Annotated in this window: 22 protein-coding genes; 17 read left to right on the forward strand and 5 right to left on the reverse strand. The window is 65.4% G+C overall.

Annotation, left to right across the window (positions count from 1 at the left end):
* Positions 1–5: 5 nt before the first annotated feature.
* Both ACQR1D_RS05940 and ACQR1D_RS05945 read right to left on the reverse strand, forming a co-directional pair.
* Positions 6–452: a hypothetical protein gene (locus tag ACQR1D_RS05940; RefSeq protein WP_434893759.1), complete on the reverse strand. Its 447-nt coding sequence runs from the start codon at positions 450–452 to the stop codon at positions 6–8.
* Positions 453–456: 4 nt separating this feature from the next.
* A complete protein-coding gene (locus tag ACQR1D_RS05945; protein WP_315717595.1) occupies positions 457–1257 on the reverse strand; it encodes an SDR family NAD(P)-dependent oxidoreductase in 801 nt (266 codons plus the stop codon).
* A 941-nt stretch (positions 1258–2198) separates the two neighbouring features.
* Here ACQR1D_RS05945 and ACQR1D_RS05950 point away from each other — a divergent pair.
* Complete coding sequence (locus ACQR1D_RS05950) at positions 2199–3395, forward strand: hypothetical protein (protein WP_434839571.1); 1197 nt, start codon at positions 2199–2201, stop codon at positions 3393–3395.
* A 77-nt stretch (positions 3396–3472) separates the two neighbouring features.
* Here ACQR1D_RS05950 and ACQR1D_RS05955 read toward each other — a convergent pair whose 3' ends face one another.
* Entirely contained in the window at positions 3473–3991 is a 519-nt protein-coding gene (locus ACQR1D_RS05955) for a winged helix-turn-helix transcriptional regulator (protein WP_315802576.1), read from the reverse strand.
* A 105-nt stretch (positions 3992–4096) separates the two neighbouring features.
* Between ACQR1D_RS05955 and ACQR1D_RS05960 the strand changes: the two genes are divergently transcribed.
* The 5 genes from ACQR1D_RS05960 (at position 4097) to ACQR1D_RS05980 (ending at position 6858) form a co-directional block, all read left to right on the forward strand.
* Positions 4097–4648 carry a dihydrofolate reductase family protein gene (locus ACQR1D_RS05960; RefSeq protein WP_315802577.1) on the forward strand — a complete coding sequence of 184 codons (552 nt, stop codon included), beginning with the start codon at positions 4097–4099 and terminating at the stop codon, positions 4646–4648.
* A 180-nt stretch (positions 4649–4828) separates the two neighbouring features.
* On the forward strand, positions 4829–5479 hold the full coding sequence (locus tag ACQR1D_RS05965; RefSeq protein ID WP_315802578.1) for a glutathione S-transferase family protein: 651 nt from the start codon (positions 4829–4831) through the stop codon (positions 5477–5479).
* Between the two features lie 110 nt (positions 5480–5589).
* Complete coding sequence (locus tag ACQR1D_RS05970) at positions 5590–6003, forward strand: YciI family protein (protein WP_434839572.1); 414 nt, start codon at positions 5590–5592, stop codon at positions 6001–6003.
* 33 nt (positions 6004–6036) lie between these two features.
* Positions 6037–6453: a YciI family protein gene (locus tag ACQR1D_RS05975; protein WP_434839573.1), complete on the forward strand. Its 417-nt coding sequence runs from the start codon at positions 6037–6039 to the stop codon at positions 6451–6453.
* 33 nt (positions 6454–6486) lie between these two features.
* The gene (locus tag ACQR1D_RS05980; RefSeq protein ID WP_315802581.1) at positions 6487–6858 is read left to right on the forward strand and encodes a hypothetical protein; all 372 of its coding nucleotides are present in this window, start codon (positions 6487–6489) and stop codon (positions 6856–6858) included.
* Positions 6859–6901: 43 nt separating this feature from the next.
* Here ACQR1D_RS05980 and ACQR1D_RS05985 read toward each other — a convergent pair whose 3' ends face one another.
* Together ACQR1D_RS05985 and ACQR1D_RS05990 are read right to left on the reverse strand one after the other, a co-directional pair.
* On the reverse strand, positions 6902–7303 hold the full coding sequence (locus ACQR1D_RS05985; protein WP_434893475.1) for a DUF1398 domain-containing protein: 402 nt from the start codon (positions 7301–7303) through the stop codon (positions 6902–6904).
* A 29-nt stretch (positions 7304–7332) separates the two neighbouring features.
* Entirely contained in the window at positions 7333–7785 is a 453-nt protein-coding gene (locus ACQR1D_RS05990) for a MarR family winged helix-turn-helix transcriptional regulator (protein ID WP_434839575.1), read from the reverse strand.
* A gap of 254 nt (positions 7786–8039) precedes the next feature.
* Here ACQR1D_RS05990 and ACQR1D_RS05995 point away from each other — a divergent pair, with 254 nt between their 5' ends.
* The 11 genes from ACQR1D_RS05995 (at position 8040) to tilS (ending at position 20246) form a co-directional block, all read left to right on the forward strand.
* The gene (locus tag ACQR1D_RS05995; RefSeq protein WP_315802584.1) at positions 8040–8765 is read left to right on the forward strand and encodes a TetR/AcrR family transcriptional regulator; all 726 of its coding nucleotides are present in this window, start codon (positions 8040–8042) and stop codon (positions 8763–8765) included.
* A 129-nt stretch (positions 8766–8894) separates the two neighbouring features.
* Positions 8895–9383, forward strand: coding sequence for a DUF2852 domain-containing protein (locus ACQR1D_RS06000; RefSeq protein WP_315802585.1), 489 nt, complete (start codon positions 8895–8897; stop codon positions 9381–9383).
* A gap of 456 nt (positions 9384–9839) precedes the next feature.
* Complete coding sequence (gene tolQ / locus ACQR1D_RS06005) at positions 9840–10523, forward strand: protein TolQ (protein ID WP_315717584.1); 684 nt, start codon at positions 9840–9842, stop codon at positions 10521–10523.
* Between the two features lie 39 nt (positions 10524–10562).
* Positions 10563–11042: a biopolymer transporter ExbD gene (locus ACQR1D_RS06010; RefSeq protein ID WP_315802586.1), complete on the forward strand. Its 480-nt coding sequence runs from the start codon at positions 10563–10565 to the stop codon at positions 11040–11042.
* Positions 11039–12073 carry a cell envelope integrity protein TolA gene (locus ACQR1D_RS06015; RefSeq protein ID WP_315802587.1) on the forward strand — a complete coding sequence of 345 codons (1035 nt, stop codon included), beginning with the start codon at positions 11039–11041 and terminating at the stop codon, positions 12071–12073. The genes ACQR1D_RS06010 and ACQR1D_RS06015 overlap by 4 nt, the downstream gene beginning before the upstream one ends.
* 68 nt (positions 12074–12141) lie before the next feature.
* Positions 12142–13416, forward strand: coding sequence for a Tol-Pal system beta propeller repeat protein TolB (gene tolB / locus ACQR1D_RS06020; RefSeq protein WP_315802857.1), 1275 nt, complete (start codon positions 12142–12144; stop codon positions 13414–13416).
* Positions 13417–13663: 247 nt separating this feature from the next.
* Positions 13664–16003, forward strand: coding sequence for a putative bifunctional diguanylate cyclase/phosphodiesterase (locus tag ACQR1D_RS06025; RefSeq protein ID WP_434839576.1), 2340 nt, complete (start codon positions 13664–13666; stop codon positions 16001–16003).
* Positions 16004–16355: 352 nt separating this feature from the next.
* Positions 16356–17078: an N-acyl amino acid synthase FeeM domain-containing protein gene (locus tag ACQR1D_RS06030; RefSeq protein ID WP_315802589.1), complete on the forward strand. Its 723-nt coding sequence runs from the start codon at positions 16356–16358 to the stop codon at positions 17076–17078.
* A gap of 279 nt (positions 17079–17357) precedes the next feature.
* Complete coding sequence (pal, locus tag ACQR1D_RS06035; protein ID WP_172133860.1) at positions 17358–17852, forward strand: peptidoglycan-associated lipoprotein Pal; 495 nt, start codon at positions 17358–17360, stop codon at positions 17850–17852.
* Positions 17853–18054: 202 nt separating this feature from the next.
* On the forward strand, positions 18055–19110 hold the full coding sequence (gene ybgF / locus ACQR1D_RS06040; protein ID WP_316217941.1) for a tol-pal system protein YbgF: 1056 nt from the start codon (positions 18055–18057) through the stop codon (positions 19108–19110).
* 62 nt (positions 19111–19172) lie between these two features.
* Positions 19173–20246, forward strand: a complete 1074-nt coding sequence (gene tilS, locus ACQR1D_RS06045; protein WP_434839577.1) for a tRNA lysidine(34) synthetase TilS — start codon at positions 19173–19175, stop codon at positions 20244–20246.
* The last annotated feature ends 130 nt before the right edge of the window (positions 20247–20376 follow it).

Below are 20376 nucleotides of genomic sequence, written 5' to 3' on the forward strand. Positions count from 1 at the left end.
CGCCGCTAGCGGCGCGAGGCGTACATCGCCTTGAGCTCGCGCCCGCGCAACAGCAGAAGCCGCGACGTCAGGCCGCCGCGGCGCTCGATCCAGCCGCGCACCGGCCTGGGATAGGTCTGCAGCACCAGCTTGGAAGCCTCGGGTTCCGCATAGACGCGGCCGCGCCGGTCGACCGAGCGTGCGGCGTGGAAGCCGAGGGTGGCCCGCCGCGTCACGCAGATGCGGTCCTCGGGCACCACGCTGAGCACCAGCGTGCAGGCCGACAGGCAGGGCCCGTCGATGATGACCCGCTCGCCGGAGGCGCGCACCTTCTCGAACAGATCGAGGAACGGACCCACCTCGCCGCCGGGCGAGGAGATGATGCGGACGTCGGCGCGCGCCAGCATCGTCGCGATCCCCCACAGGACGGCCGCGAGCAGCAGGGTCAGGATGATGCGCATCCGGCTCGGCATCGTTTCATGTGTTCCTGCGTTGGCCGCGCAAGGTCGGCAATCCGATTCCCGCGGCATCGAAGCCGCCATCGACGGCCAGGATCTGTCCGGTGATATAGCTGGAGCGTTCGGAGCTGAGAAACAAGATGGCCTCGGCGAGCTCGTCCTCGAGGCCGTAACGATTGAGCGGAATGGCGTCGTGATAGTCGGCGCGGATCTCCGGCGTGTGCACGTCCTTGGCCATCGCGGTCTCCACCGGGCCCGGCGCCACCGCGTTGACGCGGATGCCGGCGGACGCGAGCTCGACCGCGAGCTGCTTGGTCAGATGCGCCAGCGCCGCCTTGCTGGTGCCGTAGGCGGAGCGCAGCGTGGAGGCGCGGACGGCCGAAATCGAGGTGATGTTGACGATGGTGCCGCCGTGCTCGCGCATCAGTGGCACCGCGGCGCGCGTGCACAGAAACGGCCCGGTCAGGTTGACGTCGAGGATGCGTTGCCAGTCGGCTTCGCTGGTTTCCATGATCGGGGCGAAGCGCGCCACGCCGGCATTGTTGACCAGCGCATCGAGACGACCGAATCGGCCGGCAATGCGCGCCAACGCATCGGCGACCATCGCCGCGTCCGCGACGTCGCAATGCAGCGCGAGCGTTCGATCGGGGGATTTGAGTGCCGATGTGGCGTCGTCGAGCAGCGTCTTCTCGATGTCGAGAAGCGCCACGCGCCAGCCCTCATGCAGAAATCTCTTTGCTGTCGCCAGCCCGATGCCGCGTGCCGCCCCGGTGATCAGGGCGACCTTGTCAGTCAACGTCGTCGTCGATGTTTCCGTCACAGGGGTCGACTCCTCGGGCCGGCAGTCCGGCTCTTCTCGTCGTTGAGTCCTAACATGCGCTGCGCGGATCGGCTGTGAAGGCCGTCACATCTGTCAGTGTACGTTCAATCCAGCTCCACGCGACGCGTATAGCCAGCGAAGTTCGTGGGCGTTGTCAAACAGCCAGGGGTAGCAGCGGGCACATCGGTTCGCGTTTTCGCGGTGTCAAAGCATCCGAGTCGTGCTCGCCTTGGTCTCCCTCCCGATCGGAGGGAGCAGGGAAGACCGGGAGCTCGCCGCCCCATGGCTCCCGGCGGGAAAAATGCACGGGGCAGGAACCACAAGGTTCTGCTGAGACATCACGGCCTCCCTGCGCGATGGTCTGACGGCTTCTACGCGCTCTCCCCGGGGACCGGCTGTCTTGCCCCCGTTTCCGCCACAATGCGTTCATGCATCGGACACGGCATCAGCATCGGGATGACAGGACCACACGATTTCGCCGTACGCGCCGCGTTGTTCGTCTGCGTGTCCTCATATGAGCATGATCTTGTCGGAAAGCTGTGGCGCAATGCGTGTCAACGGCCTCCGGTTCCGAATCATGCTCCACGCTGCAACATCGACGCGTCCACCGCATCCTGCTCCCCACGTTCGTGACGATCGCGAAACGTCCCTCTCGATCGGGAATAGGACGTGGCTAAAAGAGCGTGAATTCTGGAAAGGCGAAATAGAACTATCTTTACGGGTAGGACTGGACAAGGGTAATCGACTTGAAAGTCTTCACGAAAAGAGCTCCGTGGCACGGGCGGTGTCGCGGCCGCGCCACAGCCTGCCAAGGCGCATTCCCCCGTGGAATTGGACAGTCCCGCCGTCGGCTGATTTGCCCGTCGTCGGGTCGCTCTCGGACGTGTCCGGGACGAATCTGAACCGGTAGCGTAGAGTTTTAGAGTCTCGGTAGAATCGACATGGGCGATCTATTCATCAGCCGGCGAATCACTCTCGTCAGAACCACGGAGCTGCACGCTTCGGCGCACGGGTCGAATGGTCTGAGGCGCGGGTGCGGCGCGTTGCTGTTGTCGTGCATTGTCCTCGGGCTCGCGGCGTCCGGCGCCGCCGGAGCGGATGGCAGCGTTGCTGCGAAACCGGCAGAGACCGAGCAGGCCGCGCACGATGTCGCGCCGCCGCCGCAGCCGCAGACCGCGGAGCCCGAGACGGTGGGGCGGCCGTCGGACGTGCAGACGCCGGCTCCGAAGGTGGTCGTGCCATCGACCGAGCCTGCGAAGCCGGTCGCGGCCGAGCGCAAGGGCGACGCCAAGACCACGAAGAATCTGTCGGTGCCTCAGCGCGCGCTGCCGGCCGACGTCGCGCAGATGATCGGCCGCAAGATCTGGCTCAACGAGGCCGGGGGACGGCGCGACGCGATCACGTCGTGGAATGCGGGTGAAGAATTCGCCTCGCTGGGAATCGGGCATTTCATCTGGTATCCGGCCACCGCGAAGCCGCCGTATGAGGAGGGCTTTCCGGGGCTGATCGCATTTCTGCGCAAGGGCAAGACGCCGTTGCCTGCATGGCTCGACAAGACGCCGACTCCGGCATGCCCCTGGACCAGCCGGGCCGACTTCAAGCGGAATTTCAACTCGCCGCAAATGCGGCAATTGCGGCAGTTCCTGCTCGACACGATTGCGGAGCAGACGCAGTTCCTGGTGGCGCGTGCGCAAGGCGCAATGGACAAGATCCTCGCCAACACGCCCGACAGCGCCGAACGCGAGCACATCGTCGCGCAGTATTCGCGAGTCGTCCGCGCCTCGAACGATCTCTATCCGCTGATCGACTACATCAACTTCAAGGGCGAGGGCACCAACCCATCCGAGACCGCCGTGGACAAGGAGACGGGCCAGCGCCAGGGCTGGGGTCTCAAGCAGGTGCTGCTCAAGATGAACGGAACCACGACCGAGTCCAAGGCCGTGCTCGCCGAATATTCCGACGCGGTGCAGGTCGTGCTGCAGCAGCGGGTGCGCAATCTACCCTCGAACCGCGTGTGGGAGGCGGGCTGGCTGCGTCGCGCCGAGACCTATCGCCGTCCGATCGCGCAGCTCGAGCAGACCCCCGAGCGCGCGCCGCGCAGGTCGTCGCGTTACAGGGCCGACAACACGCGGTTCTGACGGGAGCATCGTTCCGGACGATCGAGGGGCGTGCGATCCGCGCGTCCCATGCGCGTGTCCGGCAAGCGAGCGTCTGATCACGACTTGCCCGAAGCGGCCTTCTTGTCGGCAACCACCTTCTCGTAAGCCGCCCTCAGCCGCTGACCGACGCTTGGCCCGGCCTTCCTGCGCCGTTTCGTGCCGAGATGAATCTCGCGCAGCTCATCCATGAACTCGGCCCACATCTTCGGCCCGCCTTCCATCAGCAGCCTGGCGCGGATGCCGAGCTCCTCTGAAACCGGCAGATATTTGTAACCCCAGCCCGCCATCTGCGCGAGGATCGGCAGCAGCTCGATGCCCTGCTCGGTCAGGGAATAGATGCCCTTCTGCTTGTGGCTCGGATCGTCCTCGCGGCTGATGATGCCGGCGGCGAGCAGCGTCTTCAGCCGGTCGGCGAGAATGTTCGAGGAGATGCCTTCCTCCGAGCCGCCGAGCAGCTCGCGATAATGCCGGCGATTTCCGAACATCATGTCACGGATGATCAAGAGGCTCCATTTGTCGCCCACCACTTCGAGCGAAAGGTTGATCGGGCAGCCGGAACGCTGAAGGTCGGACATCGACGTCTCATTGGGAGGGATCGCATATAAACCGCTTGCAATATTGCACCGGTCTGGGCATTCTCCAACTGCTTGCAAAATGAAAGCAGTCAGGGAGGAGCGTCGATGGCGAGACTGGTGATGTGGAACATGATGACGCTGGACGGCATGGTTGCGGGCCCGAACGGCGACATCTCCTGGCACGAGGATGTGTGGGGCCCGGAGCTAGAGCAGATCTCCGAGACGCAGCTGCAGGAGGCGGGCGGATTGCTGTTCGGCCGGGTGACCTACGATCTGATGGCCGGCTATTGGCCGACGGAGAAGGGCGTGACCGCCGACTTCATGAACAGCATCCCCAAATATGTTGCCTCCCGCACGCTGTCTCGCCTGCCATGGTCGAACGCGCATCTGCTGGGTCCGCAGCTTGCGGCTGAGGTCGACAAGCTCAAGCAGGAGAATGCCAAGGACCTGTTCCTGTTCGGCAGCGCGGACCTCGCCTCGACGCTTGTGGCGTCCGACCTGATCGATGAGTTTCGAATCGCGATCAATCCGCGCGTGCTCGGTGCCGGACGCCCGCTGTTCAAGCCGGGTCAGGCCTTGAAGCTCCGCCTGATCGACAGCCGGGCGCTGTCCAACGGCGTCGTCATCGCGCGCTACGCCCCCGTTCGGGACGTGTGAGCCCTATCTTGCGCCGCGTTCCGTGTCCCGGGCGAGCGCAGGTCTTTCAACTCACGCACCCGCCCGTCCAGCCCCTCACCTCAGCCCCCTCGAACAACGGGGCGCGGGAGCGCGCCGTCCTGCGGCCGCGCGTTCGGGACCAAACAACTTGTTCTCACCCCAACCTATCAGGAGCTTAAGATGTCCCTGACCCTTTACTATCATCCGCTGTCGTCGTTCTGCTGGAAGGTGTTGATCGCGCTGTATGAGAACGACGTTTCGTTCACGCCGAAGCTGATCAATCTCGGTGACGCGGATGAGCGCGCGGCGTTCTTGAAGCTGTGGCCGGTCGGCAAATTTCCCGTGCTGCGCGACGAGCAGCGCACGATTCCGGAATCGAGCATCATCATCGAATATCTCGACCAGCACTATGCGGGCGGGACGCGCTTCATTCCCGATGATCCCGATCTCGCCTTGCGGACACGTCTGCGCGATCGCTTTCTCGACCTTTATCTGCACATGCCGACGCAGACCGTCGTGTTCGACCGGCTGCGGCCGGCCGATGCCCGCGATCCGCTCGGCGTCGCCGACGCGCGAAGCCGGCTGCGCACGTCCTACGCGATGCTCGAGGCCGAGCTGCCGCCGCGTGGCTGGGCGATGGGCGACCCGTTCACCCTGGCGGATTGCGCGGCCCTGCCGGCGCTGTTCTACGCCGACAGAGTCGAGCCGCTGGGTGACGGGCTGCCTGGGGTCACAGCCTATCTCGACCGGCTCAAGGCGCGGCCATCCGTGGCGCGGGTGCTCGCAGAGGCCCAGCCTTATTTCCACATGTTCCCGCAAGAGGCGGGCTGAACCGGGAACCCGGTCAAAATAATCGCGAGGGCGTGTCGGCGGCGCCGGGACCGGATCGTCTTACTGATGCGGGCAGGGCAGTCCTGCCGCACAGCATCAGGAGAGAAGCCATGCGGTTCATGGTGATCGTGAAGGCGACCCGGGACACGGAAGCCGGAATCCTGCCGACCACCGAGGAGTTCGCGGCGATGGGCCGATTCAATGAGGAATTGGTCAAGGCCGGCATGATGGAGGCGGGCGAGGGCCTGCATCCGACCGCGAAGGGCGCGCGGATCGACTTCTCGAACGGGACGCCGAGCGTCGCGCGCGGTCCATTCGACCTCTCCGGCGATCTCGCCGCCGGTTTCTGGATGATCAAGGCCGGCTCGCTCGACCAGGTGATCGAGCACATGAAGCGCGCGCCGCTCCCGGGCGGCCAGATCGAGATCCGGCAGGTCTATGCACCGGAGGATTTCGGCGAGACGTTCACGCCCGAATTGCGCGCGCGGATCGAACGGCTGCGTGCGCAGGCCGCCAAGGGCTGAACCGCGACCCTGATCAGGAGAGGAGAAACGCGGATGCGATTCATGATGCTGATGATCCCGCTCGGCTATGAGAGCGCGCCGCCCGACGTGGAGCTCGATCCCGAGCGGGTCAAGGCGATGATGCGCTACAACGAGGCGCTGAAGGAGGCTGGCGTGCTGATCACGCTGGAGGGCCTGCATCCGCCGTCGATGGGGGCGCGGGTCTCGTTCGCGGGCGGCAAGCCTGTGGTGACGGACGGCCCGTTCGCGGAGGCCAAGGAGGTGCTCGGCGGCTATTGGATGATCGAGGTCGCGTCGCGCGACGAGGCGATCGCCTGGGCCAGGCAGTGCCCGGCCGCGGACAACGAGATCATCGAGATTCGCCAGGTCCAGGAGATGGCGGACTTTTCCGAGGAGGTGCAGCAGGCCGCGGCCGGCTTCGCCGAGCTGCCGCATGCCGGCCGTGTCTGATCGATCCGTTTCACAGCAGGAGAGGGAAGTGCAATGAGCGACAACAGCAACACCTATCTCGCCGTCTTTCTCGGCAGCAAGACCAGTCCGGCCTCGAAAGCCTGGGAGGCGCTGTCCGAGACGGAGCGCAATGCCAGGGGACAGCAGGGCATGGCGGCCTGGCATGCCTGGGTCGACCAGTACAAGGACGCGATCCTCGCGATGGGCGGGCCGCTCGGCAAGACCAAGCGGGTCGACAAGGGCGGCGTCAACGACATCGCCAACGAAATGGGCGCGTTCACCGTGGTCCGCGCCGCCTCGCATGAGGATGCGGCGAAGATGTTCGTGAACCATCCGCATTTTGCGATCTTCCCGGGCGAGCGGGTCGAGATCATGCCGGTGCTGCCGATCCCGGGCGGCGGATAGTTTCCAGTGGCGAGGACGCGCGGCCTTTGCCGCGCGTACGTTCTCAAGCGGGAAAATGCTCGACATGCGTCTCGGCGGTGCGGCCGAAATAGACCACGCGGCGGCCGGCAAACGACACCAGGTAGCCGGCGCAGCCGGCGGCTTTCGCCTTCTCGCAGAAGGCCACGTAGTTGTAGTCGGCGGGATTTGCCTGCGCCCATCGCACCAGATGCGCGATCTCCCGGGCATCGAAGGCGGGCGCGACGCGTCCGGCTGACGGCTGCATCGCGAGCGTCGCATGGTCGCCGTCGGGCAAATAGCAGGTCTGGGTGTTGCAGCGATAGTCGACGGTGTAGCTCTCGAATCCGGCAGCCATCAGCCGGCCGACGATTTCCGGAAAGCTCAGGCTGCCATCGTGGGCAGCATTGAGGCATGTCTTGGCAATGGAAATCCGGTCCGTGTCCATATCGGCGTCCTTCGATGAATCGAGTGCGTTCAGTCCAACGGGATCGTCTTGAGGCCGCGTCGTTCGGCGAGCGCCTTCAGCAGGCGGTTGAGCGTGTGGTGCTCGCCTTTGCTGAGCACGCCGAAATAGGCTGCGTCGTTCGCATCGGCCAGCGCGGCAAGCACGGGCACCTTGAACCGTCCCTCGGCCGTCAAAGCGAGGCGGTGCCCGCGCTTGTCTTCCGGGTTCTCCGTTCGCGCGATCAGGCCTTTGCTCAGAAGCCGATCCGCAAGCTTGCTGACCGCCCCCCGGGTCAGGCCCATCCGCTGCGCCAGAACGGAGGGGGGCATCGGGCCTTGGTCGTAGAGCGCCCGCATGAACGACCATTCCGCAACCGTGACCCCCTCGGCCGCGACCTTCCGCGCGAATTCCTGCGACACCGCGTTCGACACCATCCGCATCCAGAAGCCGGTATGGTCAGTCAGGTCCGAGACGGGGGTCATGTGATCGCCATGTGGTTGACAAGGAAACTAAATGGATTTTGTTTCCTGGTCAACTACATTTGGGCAAGCCTGCGCGCCGGGACGCCGGGGGCCGGCCGCAGGACTGCGGACAGCCGCAGGCGCCTGAGCAAGTTCATCGACGCCGGGGACGGGGGACGTAAGCGCTCCGTCAATGTCGGCGGTAGTCGGTGACTGTCGGCACGTTCGAAAAGTCTCTGGCGTCTTTTCGTCCGGCTCATGTAAAAGCCCTTCACATGAGCTGGCGCAAGGAGCAGCGCCGCGCCGAGCGCGGCTATCATCACGGCAACCTCAAGGAGGCGCTGCTGCAGGCGGCGCTCGACCTGATCGCGCAGAAGGGCGCCGCCGGCTTCACCTTCGCCGACGCCGCCCGCATGGCCGGCGTCAGCCCGGCCGCGCCGTACCGGCATTTCCGTGACCGCGACGAGTTGCTGTCGAGCATCGCCCAGCGCGGCTTCGAGCAGTTCGAATCCCAACTCTCTGCGGCGTGGGACGATGGCCGCCCCGATACCGTTACGGCGTTCGAGCGCGTCGGCAAGGCCTATCTCGCTTTCGCCCGCGCGGAGCCAGCGTTCTATTCGGCGATGTTCGAATCCGGTGTGCCGGCCGACTCCACGGCGGGCCTGCTGGCGGCCGGCGAGCGGGCGTTCGGCGTGATCCGCGCCGCGGCCGAGCGGCTGGCGGCGCTGGCGCCGCCTGGCGTGCCGCGGCCACCGGCGATGATGATGGCGCTGCACATCTGGTCGATGGCGCACGGCATCGCCTCGCTGTTCGCCCGTGGCGACGCCGCCCGGCGCAAGCTGCCGATGTCGCCCGAGGAGCTGCTGGAAGCCGAGGTGCTGATCTATCTGCGTGGGCTCGGCTTCCCCACCGATCGCCGGCCTGCCGGGTCCTCCGCCGCCGAGCCGCCGCCGCTGCCGGACGACGACAAGCCGGCAGGGCCCTGGGGCCGCCCGAAATAAGGTTCAAAGACGAGCGAAAAATAATTCGGGCGACGCGTCAGGCGGTCGCCTTGACAAAATCCCGGGTTGGTCTAGCTATGTAAATGTTATTTACATTCACACGGCATGGCGCCGCGAATGGAGAGGGAGATGGCCTACACCGCAGATGTCAATCGTTGGCGCGGTTCGGAGGAGGAGCAGAGGTACCGGCCCCACATGATGGAGTCGCCCTGGCATCCCGGCTGGATCGCCGTGACCGTGCTCGGCTTCATCATCTGGTGGCCGATCGGACTTGCCCTTCTCTTTTTCACACTCGGGAGCAGAAAGATGGCGTGCTGGAACGGCGGTGATCGCTGGTCGAACAAGATGGAGCGGATGCAGTGGAAGATGGACCGCATGCGCGACAAGATGGAGCGCCGCGGCTTCGGCTTCGGGTTCTCGGCGCCGTCGTCGAGCGGCAACCGCGCCTTCGATGAATACCGCATGGAGACCCTGCGCCGGCTCGAGGAGGAGCAGCAGGAGTTCCGCGACTTCCTGACCCGGTTGCGCCACGCCAAGGACAAGGAAGAGTTCGACGCGTTCATGGCCCAGCACAAGCCGCGTCCGGCGACCCCGCCGAACGACCAGCCCTCGAGCTGATCGCCCCTCACCCTGACGCCGCAGGGCTTTCAGCCCCCGCCCTGACGGCACAAGACGCCCGCCTGCGGTTCCCCGCCGGCGGGCGTTTTGCGTTTCCCGTTACCGTCCGGCTGCGGCGGCTGGCCGCTGCCGACGCCGGCCAAAATGGTCAAGCGGCTGATCACAAAGGCTCTATCTGGCTGGTCCGGCTGGACCTTTGACCTCCGCAATACTCCGCGGTAACCCCGCCTTAACCCCGGACGGGGTTTGGTTAAGGGGCGCTTACGCGCGCCAAGAGCCCTTGTTTTGACACGTTGGCAGAGGAAGCAGGCCGCTTATGGCTTCGGCGGGCCTCTTAAAGCGATCAGTTCAGGGTTTTCTCGCGCAGGCGCTTTCCGCCGCGACAGCATCCGGCATGGAACGGCGGCTGCATGGTCCCGGGCGTCCCGGGATGATTGGTTGAGAGGATATTTGCAGATGTCTGTCGATAGCGGCGGCCTGTCCCTGATCGATCTGTTCGGCAATGCCGGCTGGGTGGTCCGGATCATCATGCTCGGCCTGATCTCCTGCTCGATCTGGGTCTGGGCGATCGCGATCGACAAGATGTTCCTGTTTTCACGCACCCGCCGCTCGATGGACCGGTTCGAGCAGGCCTTCTGGTCCGGGGAATCGATCGAGGAGCTGTACCGGGTGCTGTCGGCGAAGCCGACGCAATCCATGGCGGCGTGCTTCGTGGCGGCGATGCGGGAGTGGAAGCGCTCGTTCGAGGGCCATGCGCGCTCCTTCGCCGGCCTGCAGATGCGCATCGAGAAGGTGATGAACGTCTCGATCGCGCGCGAGGTCGAGCGGCTGGAACGCCGTCTCCTGGTGCTCGCCACGGTCGGCTCCGCCGGCCCGTTCGTCGGCCTGTTCGGCACGGTCTGGGGCATCATGACCAGCTTCCAGGCGATCGCGGCCTCCAAGAACACCTCGCTGGCGGTGGTCGCCCCGGGCATCGCGGAGGCGCTGTTCGCCACCGCCATCGGCCTGATCGCGGCCATCCCGGCGACGATTTTCTACAACAAGTTCTCTTCGGAGGTGAACCGGCAGGCGCAGCGGCTGGAAGGCTTCGCAGATGAATTTTCCGCCATCTTGTCCCGTCAGATCGACGAGCGGGGATGAGGGCAGGTATAGTGGCATCCGGATCGTGAGTACCACAGCATGGGCATGAGCATGGGCAGCGCGTCCGGCGGCAGTGGTCGCCGCGGTCGGCGCAAGGCGGCCGTGATGGCGGAGATCAACGTCACGCCGATGGTCGACGTCATGCTGGTGCTGCTGATCATCTTCATGGTCGCAGCGCCGCTGCTCACCGTCAACATCCAGGTCGACCTGCCCCAGGCGCAAGGCGGCTCGGCCTCGACGGCCGACGCCAAGCCGCCGCTCGAGGTGACCGTGAAGAAGACCGGCGGCGGCTGCGCGTCGAAGGTCGACGTGTATCTCGGCGACTCGCCGATCGCGATCAACGAGCTCGGGCCGAAGATCAAGGCGATGAAGGATGCGGGCGCCGGCGGCGCCGACAACGTCGTCAAGATCCGCGGCGACCGTGACGCCTGCTACTCCGACATGATGAAGGTGCTGGGACTGGCGCGCGACGCCGGCTATCGCGCCAGCATCGTCGTGCTGCCGGATCAGGGCTCATGACGTCGAAAGACCTCATCCGGTTCGTGCGCACGCGCAAGGGGACGGTGCTGTCCGTCGCCCTGCACGTGCTCGTGCTGTGCTGGGGTCTGTTCAGCTTCTCCGCGCGCTCGATGGTGGCGCCGCCGGAGGACCTGGTGCCGGTCGACGTGATCTCGGAGGACAACAGCTCGAAGGCCAAGGCCGGCGCCCTGACCGGCAAGAAGGAAGCCCAGAAGCTGCTGGCCGACAAGATCGGCGAGAAGAAGCCGACCGAGGACATCGTCGGCAAGGTCGATACCAAGCAGGTCACCGAGACCGATGCTGCGCCCGAGCCGCTGCCCAAGCCGGAGAAGCCGGTCGAGAAGAAGCCCGACCCGCCGAAGCCGGTCGAGAAGCAGCCTGATACGCCTAAGCCCGTCGCCGAGAAGAAGCCGGAGCCGCCGAAGCCCGCGCCGGCCGAGAAGCCGAAGCCGGAAGAGAAGAAGCCGGATCCGTTCAATCCGGACCAGATCGCCAGCATGCTCAACAAGGACAAGACGAAGCATCCGCCGAAGCCGCAGCAGGCCGCCGCGGCGCCGCCTGAGCCGCCCAAGCACAAGAGCGAGCGCAAGTTCGACGCCGAGAAGATGGCGAGCCTGATCAATCAGAAGGACCCGACGCGCCAGGCCGTGACGGGTTCGGAGCTGAACGCCAACGCCGCGCTCGGCGCTGTTCATGGCACGGCGGAGAGCAATGTCGCGAGCTGGCAGGCCGCCTTCCAGGAGGCGGTCACGCGCTGCTTCACGACGCCTTATAACGGCGTCGATGAAGACAAGATCGAAGTCGATATCGACATCCAACTCCGTCCCGACGGCTCGCTGGCCGCCGTCCCCTCGGTCGCGGGAACGCGAGGGCCGCCGCGGGTGAGCGCGGCGATGGCGGATAGCGCGAAGCGTGCGGTCGAGAACTGCGCGCCCTACGCGTTTCTGCCGAAGAACCGGTACAATGAGTGGAAGTTGATCCCGACGACATTCAATCTCAAAATGATGAATTCGATGCGAGGCCGAACTTGACGACACCTCCAACGCGCAAGACTGGATTCACCACGCGGCGCCAGGTTCTGCTGGCCGGAGGAGCCGCGATGGCGGCGTGGGGCGCGGGACCCGCCTTCGCTCAGCAGCGTCTGCAGATCAATCCCGGCGAGTTCAAGCCGATCCCGATCGCGATTCCGCCCTTCGTTCCCGGCGGTGCGGGCGATGCCGATGTCGGCAACGGCATCGCGCAGGTGATCACGAACAATCTGAAGCGCAGCGGCCTGTTCGCGCCGGTCGACCCGGCTGCGTTTCCCGAGCGCATCAGCAATTTCGAGGCGCCGCCGCAGTTCGCCAGCTGGAAGCCGCTCAACCTCACCGGGCTCGTGACCGGCCGCGCGACGCGGCAGCCGGACGGGCGCCTGAAGGCCGAGTTTCGGCTGTGGGACCCGAACTCAGGCCAGCAGCTCACCGGGCAGCAATATGTGACGGCGCCGGAGTATTGGCGGCGCATCGCCCATATCATCTCCGATCAGATCTACACGCAGATGACCGGCGAGAAGGGCTATTTCGACAGCCGCGTGGTGTTCGTCGACGAGAGCGGGCCGTCGGAGCGGCGCGTCAAGCGGCTGGCGCTGATGGATCAGGACGGCGCCAACGTCCGCTATCTGACCCGCGGCGCCGACCTCGTGCTGACGCCGCGATTCTCGCCGTCGAGCCAGGAAATCACCTACATGGAGTTCGGGCAGGGCGACCCGCGGGTCTATCTGTTCAACATCGAGACCGGCCAGCGCGAGATCGTCGGCAACTTCCCGGGCATGTCGTTCTCGCCGCGGTTCTCGCCGGACGGCCAGCGCATCATCCTCAGCCTGCAGCAGGGCGGCAACTCCAACCTGTTCGTGATGGACCTGCGCTCGCGCACGACGACGCGTCTCACCGACACGCCGGCGATCGACACCTCGCCGTGCTACTCGCCGGACGGCAGCCAGATCTGCTTCGAGAGCGATCGCGGCGGCAAGCCGCAGATCTATGTGATGGCCTCCAGTGGCGGCGCCGCGCAGCGCATCTCGTTCGGCGAGGGCAGCTACTCGACGCCGGTGTGGTCGCCGCGCGGCGACTACATCGCGTTCACCAAGCAGGGTGGCGGCCAGTTCGCGATCGGCATCATGAAGACGGATGGCTCGGGCGAGCGCATCCTCACCGCCGGCTTCCACAACGAAGGGCCGACCTTCTCGCCCAACGGCCGCGTGCTGATGTTCTTCCGTGACCCCGGCGGCACCGCCGGCCCGTCGCTGTATTCGATCGACGTCTCCGGCCGCTTCGAGCAGAAGGTGCCGACGCCGGGCTTCGCCTCGGATCCGGCCTGGTCGCCGCTGCTGTCGTGACGGCGAGCGAGCCTCTGGGCCCGCTCACGTCGTGGTGGACGCGATTTTTCGAGTCGCGCGATGCGTGTTCCCGTAAAATATGGAACCATTCGTTGCAGCAACCGGGTAGTGTTTGCCTAGTTGGCTGAATTTTCGAGCGAATCCGATCACTTCGCGAGTGCGGAAACGCTCTGCTAACGATGTTCCCTCAGAAAGACTTCACCTGCGAACGGTAATGTTGCGCACCGAACAGGACGCGTGCGCACGAATGCAGCTTGCCACTCAGAACGGAGAAGACGATCGAAAGTTGTCGCCTGCGATCCAGGCGGCTCTCGTCGACTCCCTCTTCCAGGATCCCGGCCCGATGTTCGCCGGCGCACTCTGCGCTGCCGTCGCCGCCGTCATGACCGCGATCAAGAGCGGCGACGTCAATCTGTGGCCGTGTGCCGCGATGCTGATCATCGCAGGAGCGTTCCGCTCGCTCGACATGCGCTACTATCGGAGCCTGTGCGACGCCGGCCGCCTCACGCAGACGGCGGTCGAGCGCTGGGAGGTTCGCTATCAGATCGGCGCCATGATCTATGCGCTGGTGCTCGGCATTTGGTGCGTGGTCGCCCTGGTCGACAACAGCGACCCGGTGGTGCACCTGATCGCGATCACGGTGACGCTCTGCTACATGTCGGCGGGCGCAGGCCGGACCTACGGGCGGCCCTGGATCTTCCACGTCCAGATCCTGCTCGCCTGCGGACCGCTCGCAGTGGCTCTCGCGATCCACGGCAGCCCTTATTACCTGGGCATGGCGGCGTTCTGCGTGCTGTTCTTCCTGTCGCTGAAGCACATCTCGACCAACTTGCAGCGGATCTTCGTCCAGGCCTTCGTGGCGCGCGAAAGCGAGGCTGCACTGGCCAAGCAGTTCGATACGGCCCTGAACAACATGCCGCACGGCCTGTGCATGTTCCGCTCCGACGGGCGTCTGGCCGTGATGAACCATCGCTTCGGCCAGATGATGAGCCTGCCGGATGACATCCTGCAGCGTGGCGGCAAGGCGGCCGACATCATCAACGCCTGCGTGATCGCAGGCTCGATCTCCGCCTCGAGCGGCCGGCTGATCCTGGCCGAGATCGAGCACACCAAGACCCATAATGTCATCACGAGCGATCCCGACGTCGCGCGCGACCGGTCGCTGTCCTGGACCTTCCAGCCGATGGCCGACGGCGGCGCCGTGGTCCTGCTCGAGGACATCACCGAGCGACGGCATGCCGAGGCGCGCATCTCGCATCTGGCGCGCTACGACGAGCTCACGACCTTGCCGAACCGCGTCAGCTTCCGCGACGAGATCGAACGGCTGCTCAGGATTCCGCAGCGGCACGGCGAATTGTCCGCGCTGCTGTTCGTCGATCTCGACCGCTTCAAGCAGGTCAACGACACGCTCGGCCATCCCTGCGGCGATCAACTGCTCTGCGCGGTCTCCGAGCGGCTGCGCGACATGCTGCGTCCGGAAGACTTCGTCGCGCGCTTCGGCGGCGACGAGTTCGTGGTGTTCCAGCGCAACATCCGCTCCAACGACGACGCCGCGATGCTGGCGCGCCGGATCGTCGATCAGCTCAGCGAGCGCTACAAGATCGACAATCACCTGGTCGAGATCGGCGCCAGCGTCGGCATCGCGATGACCGCGCCGGGGATCAGCGCCGACACCCTGCTGAAGAATGCCGACATGGCGCTGTACCGCGCCAAGGCGGAGGGACGTGGCACCTTCTGCTTCTTCCGCGACGAGCTCGCCCAGACGGTGGAAGCACGCCGCATCCTCGAGCTCGACCTGCGCAAGGCGCTGGCGAACGAGGAGTTCGAGCTGTTCTACCAGCCGCTGGTCAACCTGAAGTCCGGCAAGATCTCCACCTGCGAGGCGCTACTGCGCTGGAACCACCCGGTGCGCGGGACGGTCTCGCCGGTCGACATCATTCCCGTCGCCGAGGACATGGGCCTGATCGTCGATCTCGGCCGCTGGATCCTGCGCAAGGCCTGCCTGGAATGCATGAAATGGCCGGATGCGGTCAGCGTCGCCGTCAACTTCTCGCCGCAGCAGTTCCATCAGCGCGATGTGCTCAGTGAGGTCCGCTACGCGCTGGAAGTGTCCGGGCTGCCGCCGCATCGGCTCGAGATCGAGATCACCGAATCCTCGCTGTTGCGCAACACCCAGCTCACCCACGATGTGCTGTCGCAGCTGCACATGCTCGGGGTCCGCATTTCGCTCGACGATTTCGGCACCGGCTATTCCAGCCTCAGCTATTTGCACAACTTCCCGTTGGAGAAGGTCAAGATCGATCGCTCTTTCCTCGAAGGCATCGACAGCGATCGGCCGCTGACTCTGTTGCGCGGTGTCGCAAGATTGTCCGCCGATCTCGGCATGTCCGTGGTGGTGGAGGGCATCGAGACCAACGAGCAGCTCGAACTGGTCAGCGCCGACGGCACGGTCACCGAAGCGCAGGGCTATCTGTTCAGCCGGCCCGTCCCCGCAATCCGCATCCGGCAGCTCCTGAATGCATCGCATGGGCGCCGTTCGAGCGACGGGGCGATCGCGGCCGCCGGCGGGACACGTTCGATCGCTTGATCGCTCGACCTCCGCCTTGATGCGGAGGTGCCGCGAAGATCGACCATTGGAGGCGAGCCCTGTGCGCTGCATCCCGCCGGTCCGAGCATGGCTCGTATGTGAATGGCGATGTGACAACCCCACGTCGCATCATTCGGAAACATTGCGCGTGTATGCCAAGCGAATCCGTTTCGATTTGACACGCAAGTGATCCGAAGCAATCCGTCCAGCACTGCATCCAATCCCGTAAGTCACGGTTAAGTCTCCGGGATTCTACGTGCCGTTAACTTTGTACCGCCGAAAGCTTTGCGTCGGCATTAACCCGCTGTTAAGCTCATACTGCTCGTAGGAGTTGTGTGAAAAGGGGTTGCGGATGAAGTCGGCGGCTAGAGTGAGTGCCGTTGCTGAACAGAAGTCGGATGTGCTGGAGAACGTGGACTATCGACTGGCGCTGACTGCTGAGGACAAGGACGAGATCTATCGGCTGCGCTACCGCGCCTATCTGCGTGAAGGCGCCATCCTGCCGTCGCCCAGCGAACGCGTCAGCGACGAATATGATGATCTTCCCAACAGCTTCATCTTCGGCGTCTACGTCAATGGCGAGCTCTACAGCTCGATCCGCATCAGCGTGCTGAACTCGCAATGGCGCCGATCGCTGTCCTCGGACATGTTCGCCGACCTGCTGCATCCCGAGCTCGACCGCGGCAAGGTCATCATCGACCCGACACGGTTCGTCGCCGACCATGAGAAGGCGCGGCTGTTTCCGGCGCTTCCCTATGTGACCGTCCGGCTCGGCTACGTCGCCTGCGCCCATTTCAATGCGGATATCGGTCTCGCCAACGTGCGCCCGGAACATCGCGCCTTCTACAAGAAAGTGTTCCTGCAGGAACCATGGGGGGAGCCGCGGCTCTACTCCGGCCTCACCAAGCCGGTCGGCCTGGTCGCGGCGCATTATCCGTCGATCCGCGATCGCGTGTTCCAGCGCTTTCCGTTCATGCGATCCAGCGCGTTCGAACGGCGGATGCTGTTCGATCGTCCCGCGCCGGACGCCTTCACTGATTCGTTCAGGATTCAGGCGGTCGCGAAGGCCGGCTGATCATCGGCCGATATCGGAGCCGGTTCGGCCGTCCGGCCGGTTCACACCGTGGCGCTGATGCAAAAATCAGCGAAAAAGCGCCCTGCTGCAGGCGCTCAGCGGCTTGCCTTCACCCTGGCGCCACATTTACAACCCATTAACCATCGCGGTCGCTTTTCGGGTTTCGTTAGCATTTGACGGGGTTCGGCAAGACCCCATCAAGGTTGACGGAACGTTCGCTTAACCATCGCCCTGTAGACCGGATGGCAGTCTAAGAACGTGAGCGTGGAGGCTCCGGGAATGAAATATCAGATGCGTATCCTCCAGGGATTGAAGTTGGCCGCCGTGCTGGCCGTGGCGCTGTCGATGGGCGCCTGCGCCAACAAGAATCTCACCGGGGCCGACGGGGCGATGGCCAGCGCTGCGACTCCAGGCAGCCAGCAGGACTTCGTCGTGAATGTCGGCGATCGCGTCTTCTTCGAGAGCGATCAGACCGATCTCACGCCGCAGGCGATCGCGACCCTGGAGAAGCAGGCGCAGTGGCTGCAGAGCTATCCGCGCTACTCCTTCACGATCGAGGGCCATGCCGACGAGCGCGGCACCCGCGAGTACAACATCGCGCTGGGCGCGCGGCGCGCGCAGTCGGTCCGCAACTTCCTGGCGTCGCGCGGCATCGACCAGGGCCGCATGCGCACGATCTCCTACGGCAAGGAGCGGCCGGTGGCGGTCTGTAACGACATCTCGTGCTGGTCGCAGAACCGCCGTGCGGTGACGGTCCTGAACGCCAGTTCATAAAGCTGAACGAATCCGTTGCTGATGAAGCCGGCGTCGCCCATCGACGCCGGCTTCGTCGTTTCTGCTCGGCGGGTCTCGTCCGGAATTGGTTTTGTCTTCGCTTGAACGTCATTTGTATCTATCGCATTTCTGCTTTACAGCCTCGCTCACAGGCCTGTTTTCAATGTCTCGCCGATCCGGTCGTCAGGGCAGCATGTCATTCATGTTTCTTCCACGGAGCGCCGCCGCGATCCTCGCCGCGCTCGTCATTTTCTCGTGCCAGGCAGTTTCGTCGCGGGCGCTCGCCCAGACCGATGATGATGATCCCGAGATCCGGATTCAGCGGCTCGAAAATCAGCTCCGGCAACTGACCGGTCAGAACGAGGAGCTGCAATATCGCAATCGCCAGCTCGAGGAGCGGCTGCGGCAGTTGCAGAGCGCTGCACCCGGCGGTGCGCCCGCGGCGCAGACCAACGCGGCTGCTCCCGCGCCGGCCAATCCCGCTTACGGCCAGCCCCCTCAGGCGGCCAACGGCCAGCAGCCCTATGGCCAGCAGCCGTACGGCCAGCCGCAACAGGCCTATCCGCAGCAGCAGCCGGTCTACGCGCAGCCGCCCGCCGTCGGTGCGCCGGTGCAAATCGTCCAGGAGCCCGCGGCCCCCGGTCGGGGCCGCCGCGGCGATGCGTTCGACCCGAGCCAGAATCCGACCGCTCCAGGCGCCCCGCAGGCGCTCGGCGGCGGCCAGTTGCCGATCCAGCCGGGTGGCGGCCAGCCCGCTGGCCGTCCCGTCGGCGATCCCGCGGCTCTCGCCAACACCGCGGGCGGGCGCTATCCCCAGGGCGCGCCGCCGGCCGCCGCGCCGGGGGCGGGCGGACTGGAGACCGCGCCGCCGCGGCAGACGCCGCGCGACGAATACGACCTCGGCATCGGCTACATGCAGCGCCGCGACTACGCGCTGGCCGAGCAGACGATGCGCAACTTCACCCAGAAATATCCGAACGATCCGATGGTCGGCGACGCGCAATACTGGCTCGGCGAGAGCTTCTACCAGCGTCAGCAATATCGCGATGCCGCCGAAGTCTTCCTCGCCGTGACGACGAAATACGAGAAGTCGGGCAAGGCGGCGGATGCGTTGCTCCGGCTCGGCCAGTCGCTCGCCGCGCTGAAGGAGAAGGAGGCGGCCTGCGCCGCGTTCGGCGAAGTGACGCGCAAATATCCGCGCGCCTCGGCGGGCGTGAAGGCGACCGTCGATCGCGAGCAGAAGCGGGTGAAGTGCTGAGCGCCTGCGGGCGAGGGGAGGCCTCTCGCCTATAACCGGCGGGGCGGATAGGCTGCGGCGCCATGTCGAAGGCCCGTTCCGAAGCCGATCTTGCGATCTCCGCCGCCGAAGCCGAGCGCCTGCTCGCGCCGCTTTCGGCCGCGCCCGCACTAGTGCTCGCCGTATCGGGCGGTCCCGATTCGATGGCTCTGATGTGGCTCGCGGCGCGGTGGCGTGCGGGGCTCGCACAGGGACCGCACCTTGTGGCCGTGACGGTCGACCATGCGCTGCGGCGCGACTCCGCCCGTGAAGCCCGCATGGTGAAGGAGATCGCGCGCCGGCTCGCAATTCCGCACCGGACCCTGCGCTGGACCGACGCGAAGCCGGATACCGGAATTCCCGAAGCGGCGCGGTTGGCAAGATACCGCCTGCTGGCGCGCGCGGCACGGCAGGCGCGTGCCGGACACGTCGTCACCGCCCACACCCGTGACGACCAGGCTGAGACGGTGCTGATGCGGCTGTTGCGCGGCAGCGGCATTGCGGGGCTCGCGGCGATGGCACCGCTCAGCGAGCGTGAAGGGGTGTTGCTGGCGCGGCCCTTGCTGAACGTTGCCAAAGTCCGGCTGGTAGCGACGCTGCGCTCGGCCGGCATCCCGTTCGCAGATGACCCGACCAATCAGGATCCCACCTTCACCCGGCCGCGGCTGCGCGCTCTGATGCCGGCCCTGGCCGCGGAGGGCGGCGATGCCCGGACGTTGGCGACGCTGGCCGACCGGCTCGGACGGGCCAACGCCGCGATCGAATTGATGGTGGATGGCGCCGAACGCTATCTTGCACTGCGCGCGGCCGGGAGCAGGCCGGTCGACGGGGTTCACGGCGAGACCTTCGAGGCGCGCGCCTTTGTCGCACTTCCAGCCGAAATCAGGCTGAGGCTGCTGATCCGCGCGATCAATCGCATTGGAACCGAAGGTCCCGTGGAACTCGGCAAGGCTGAGTCGCTGCTGGCGCGGCTGGACCGGACTCTTGCGGGGATCGCAGATGGTGGTACGTCTGCTCCGGGCAGGCTAAAACAGACCCTGGCTGGTGCACTGGTAAGCATGACGAGAGAGACGATCCGCATCACGCCCGCGCCGCCGCGGCGGTCGCGCGGGATTTGAAGCGGTTCACCGCCTTCGCGGACGCTTAACCACCTGCCTTGGCGACGCTTTCCCGCGCCATTTTTTGAGCGGGAATCGGGCTAGGATGCGATAAATAGTCCTTTCTAGTTCCCTTGGCATTGCCGTGAGT

The sequence above is a fragment of the Bradyrhizobium sp. HKCCYLRH2047 genome (genome assembly GCF_051168175.1).
Lineage (GTDB): Bacteria > Pseudomonadota > Alphaproteobacteria > Rhizobiales > Xanthobacteraceae > Bradyrhizobium.

Bases quoted from the DNA above. Each gene is read 5' to 3' on its own strand.
- ACQR1D_RS06010 (WP_315802586.1), top strand. From the start codon at position 10,563: ATGGGCATGAGCATGGGCAGCGCGTCCGGCGGCAGTGGTCGCCGCGGT.
- ACQR1D_RS05955 (WP_315802576.1), bottom strand. From the start codon at position 3,991: ATGTCCGACCTTCAGCGTTCCGGCTGCCCGATCAACCTTTCGCTCGAA.
- ACQR1D_RS06030 (WP_315802589.1), top strand. From the start codon at position 16,356: ATGAAGTCGGCGGCTAGAGTGAGTGCCGTTGCTGAACAGAAGTCGGAT.
- ACQR1D_RS05975 (WP_434839573.1), top strand. From the start codon at position 6,037: ATGCGATTCATGATGCTGATGATCCCGCTCGGCTATGAGAGCGCGCCG.
- ACQR1D_RS05970 (WP_434839572.1), top strand. From the start codon at position 5,590: ATGCGGTTCATGGTGATCGTGAAGGCGACCCGGGACACGGAAGCCGGA.
- ACQR1D_RS05980 (WP_315802581.1), top strand. From the start codon at position 6,487: ATGAGCGACAACAGCAACACCTATCTCGCCGTCTTTCTCGGCAGCAAG.
- ACQR1D_RS05950 (WP_434839571.1), top strand. From the start codon at position 2,199: ATGGGCGATCTATTCATCAGCCGGCGAATCACTCTCGTCAGAACCACG.
- ACQR1D_RS05940 (WP_434893759.1), bottom strand. From the start codon at position 452: ATGCCGAGCCGGATGCGCATCATCCTGACCCTGCTGCTCGCGGCCGTC.
- ACQR1D_RS05995 (WP_315802584.1), top strand. From the start codon at position 8,040: ATGAGCTGGCGCAAGGAGCAGCGCCGCGCCGAGCGCGGCTATCATCAC.
- ACQR1D_RS05990 (WP_434839575.1), bottom strand. From the start codon at position 7,785: ATGACCCCCGTCTCGGACCTGACTGACCATACCGGCTTCTGGATGCGG.
- tolB (WP_315802857.1), top strand. From the start codon at position 12,142: ATGGCGGCGTGGGGCGCGGGACCCGCCTTCGCTCAGCAGCGTCTGCAG.
- ACQR1D_RS05965 (WP_315802578.1), top strand. From the start codon at position 4,829: ATGTCCCTGACCCTTTACTATCATCCGCTGTCGTCGTTCTGCTGGAAG.
- ACQR1D_RS06015 (WP_315802587.1), top strand. From the start codon at position 11,039: ATGACGTCGAAAGACCTCATCCGGTTCGTGCGCACGCGCAAGGGGACG.
- pal (WP_172133860.1), top strand. From the start codon at position 17,358: ATGAAATATCAGATGCGTATCCTCCAGGGATTGAAGTTGGCCGCCGTG.
- ACQR1D_RS06000 (WP_315802585.1), top strand. From the start codon at position 8,895: ATGGCCTACACCGCAGATGTCAATCGTTGGCGCGGTTCGGAGGAGGAG.
- ACQR1D_RS06025 (WP_434839576.1), top strand. From the start codon at position 13,664: ATGCAGCTTGCCACTCAGAACGGAGAAGACGATCGAAAGTTGTCGCCT.
- ybgF (WP_316217941.1), top strand. From the start codon at position 18,055: ATGTTTCTTCCACGGAGCGCCGCCGCGATCCTCGCCGCGCTCGTCATT.
- ACQR1D_RS05985 (WP_434893475.1), bottom strand. From the start codon at position 7,303: ATGGACACGGACCGGATTTCCATTGCCAAGACATGCCTCAATGCTGCC.
- ACQR1D_RS05960 (WP_315802577.1), top strand. From the start codon at position 4,097: ATGGCGAGACTGGTGATGTGGAACATGATGACGCTGGACGGCATGGTT.
- tilS (WP_434839577.1), top strand. From the start codon at position 19,173: ATGTCGAAGGCCCGTTCCGAAGCCGATCTTGCGATCTCCGCCGCCGAA.
- tolQ (WP_315717584.1), top strand. From the start codon at position 9,840: ATGTCTGTCGATAGCGGCGGCCTGTCCCTGATCGATCTGTTCGGCAAT.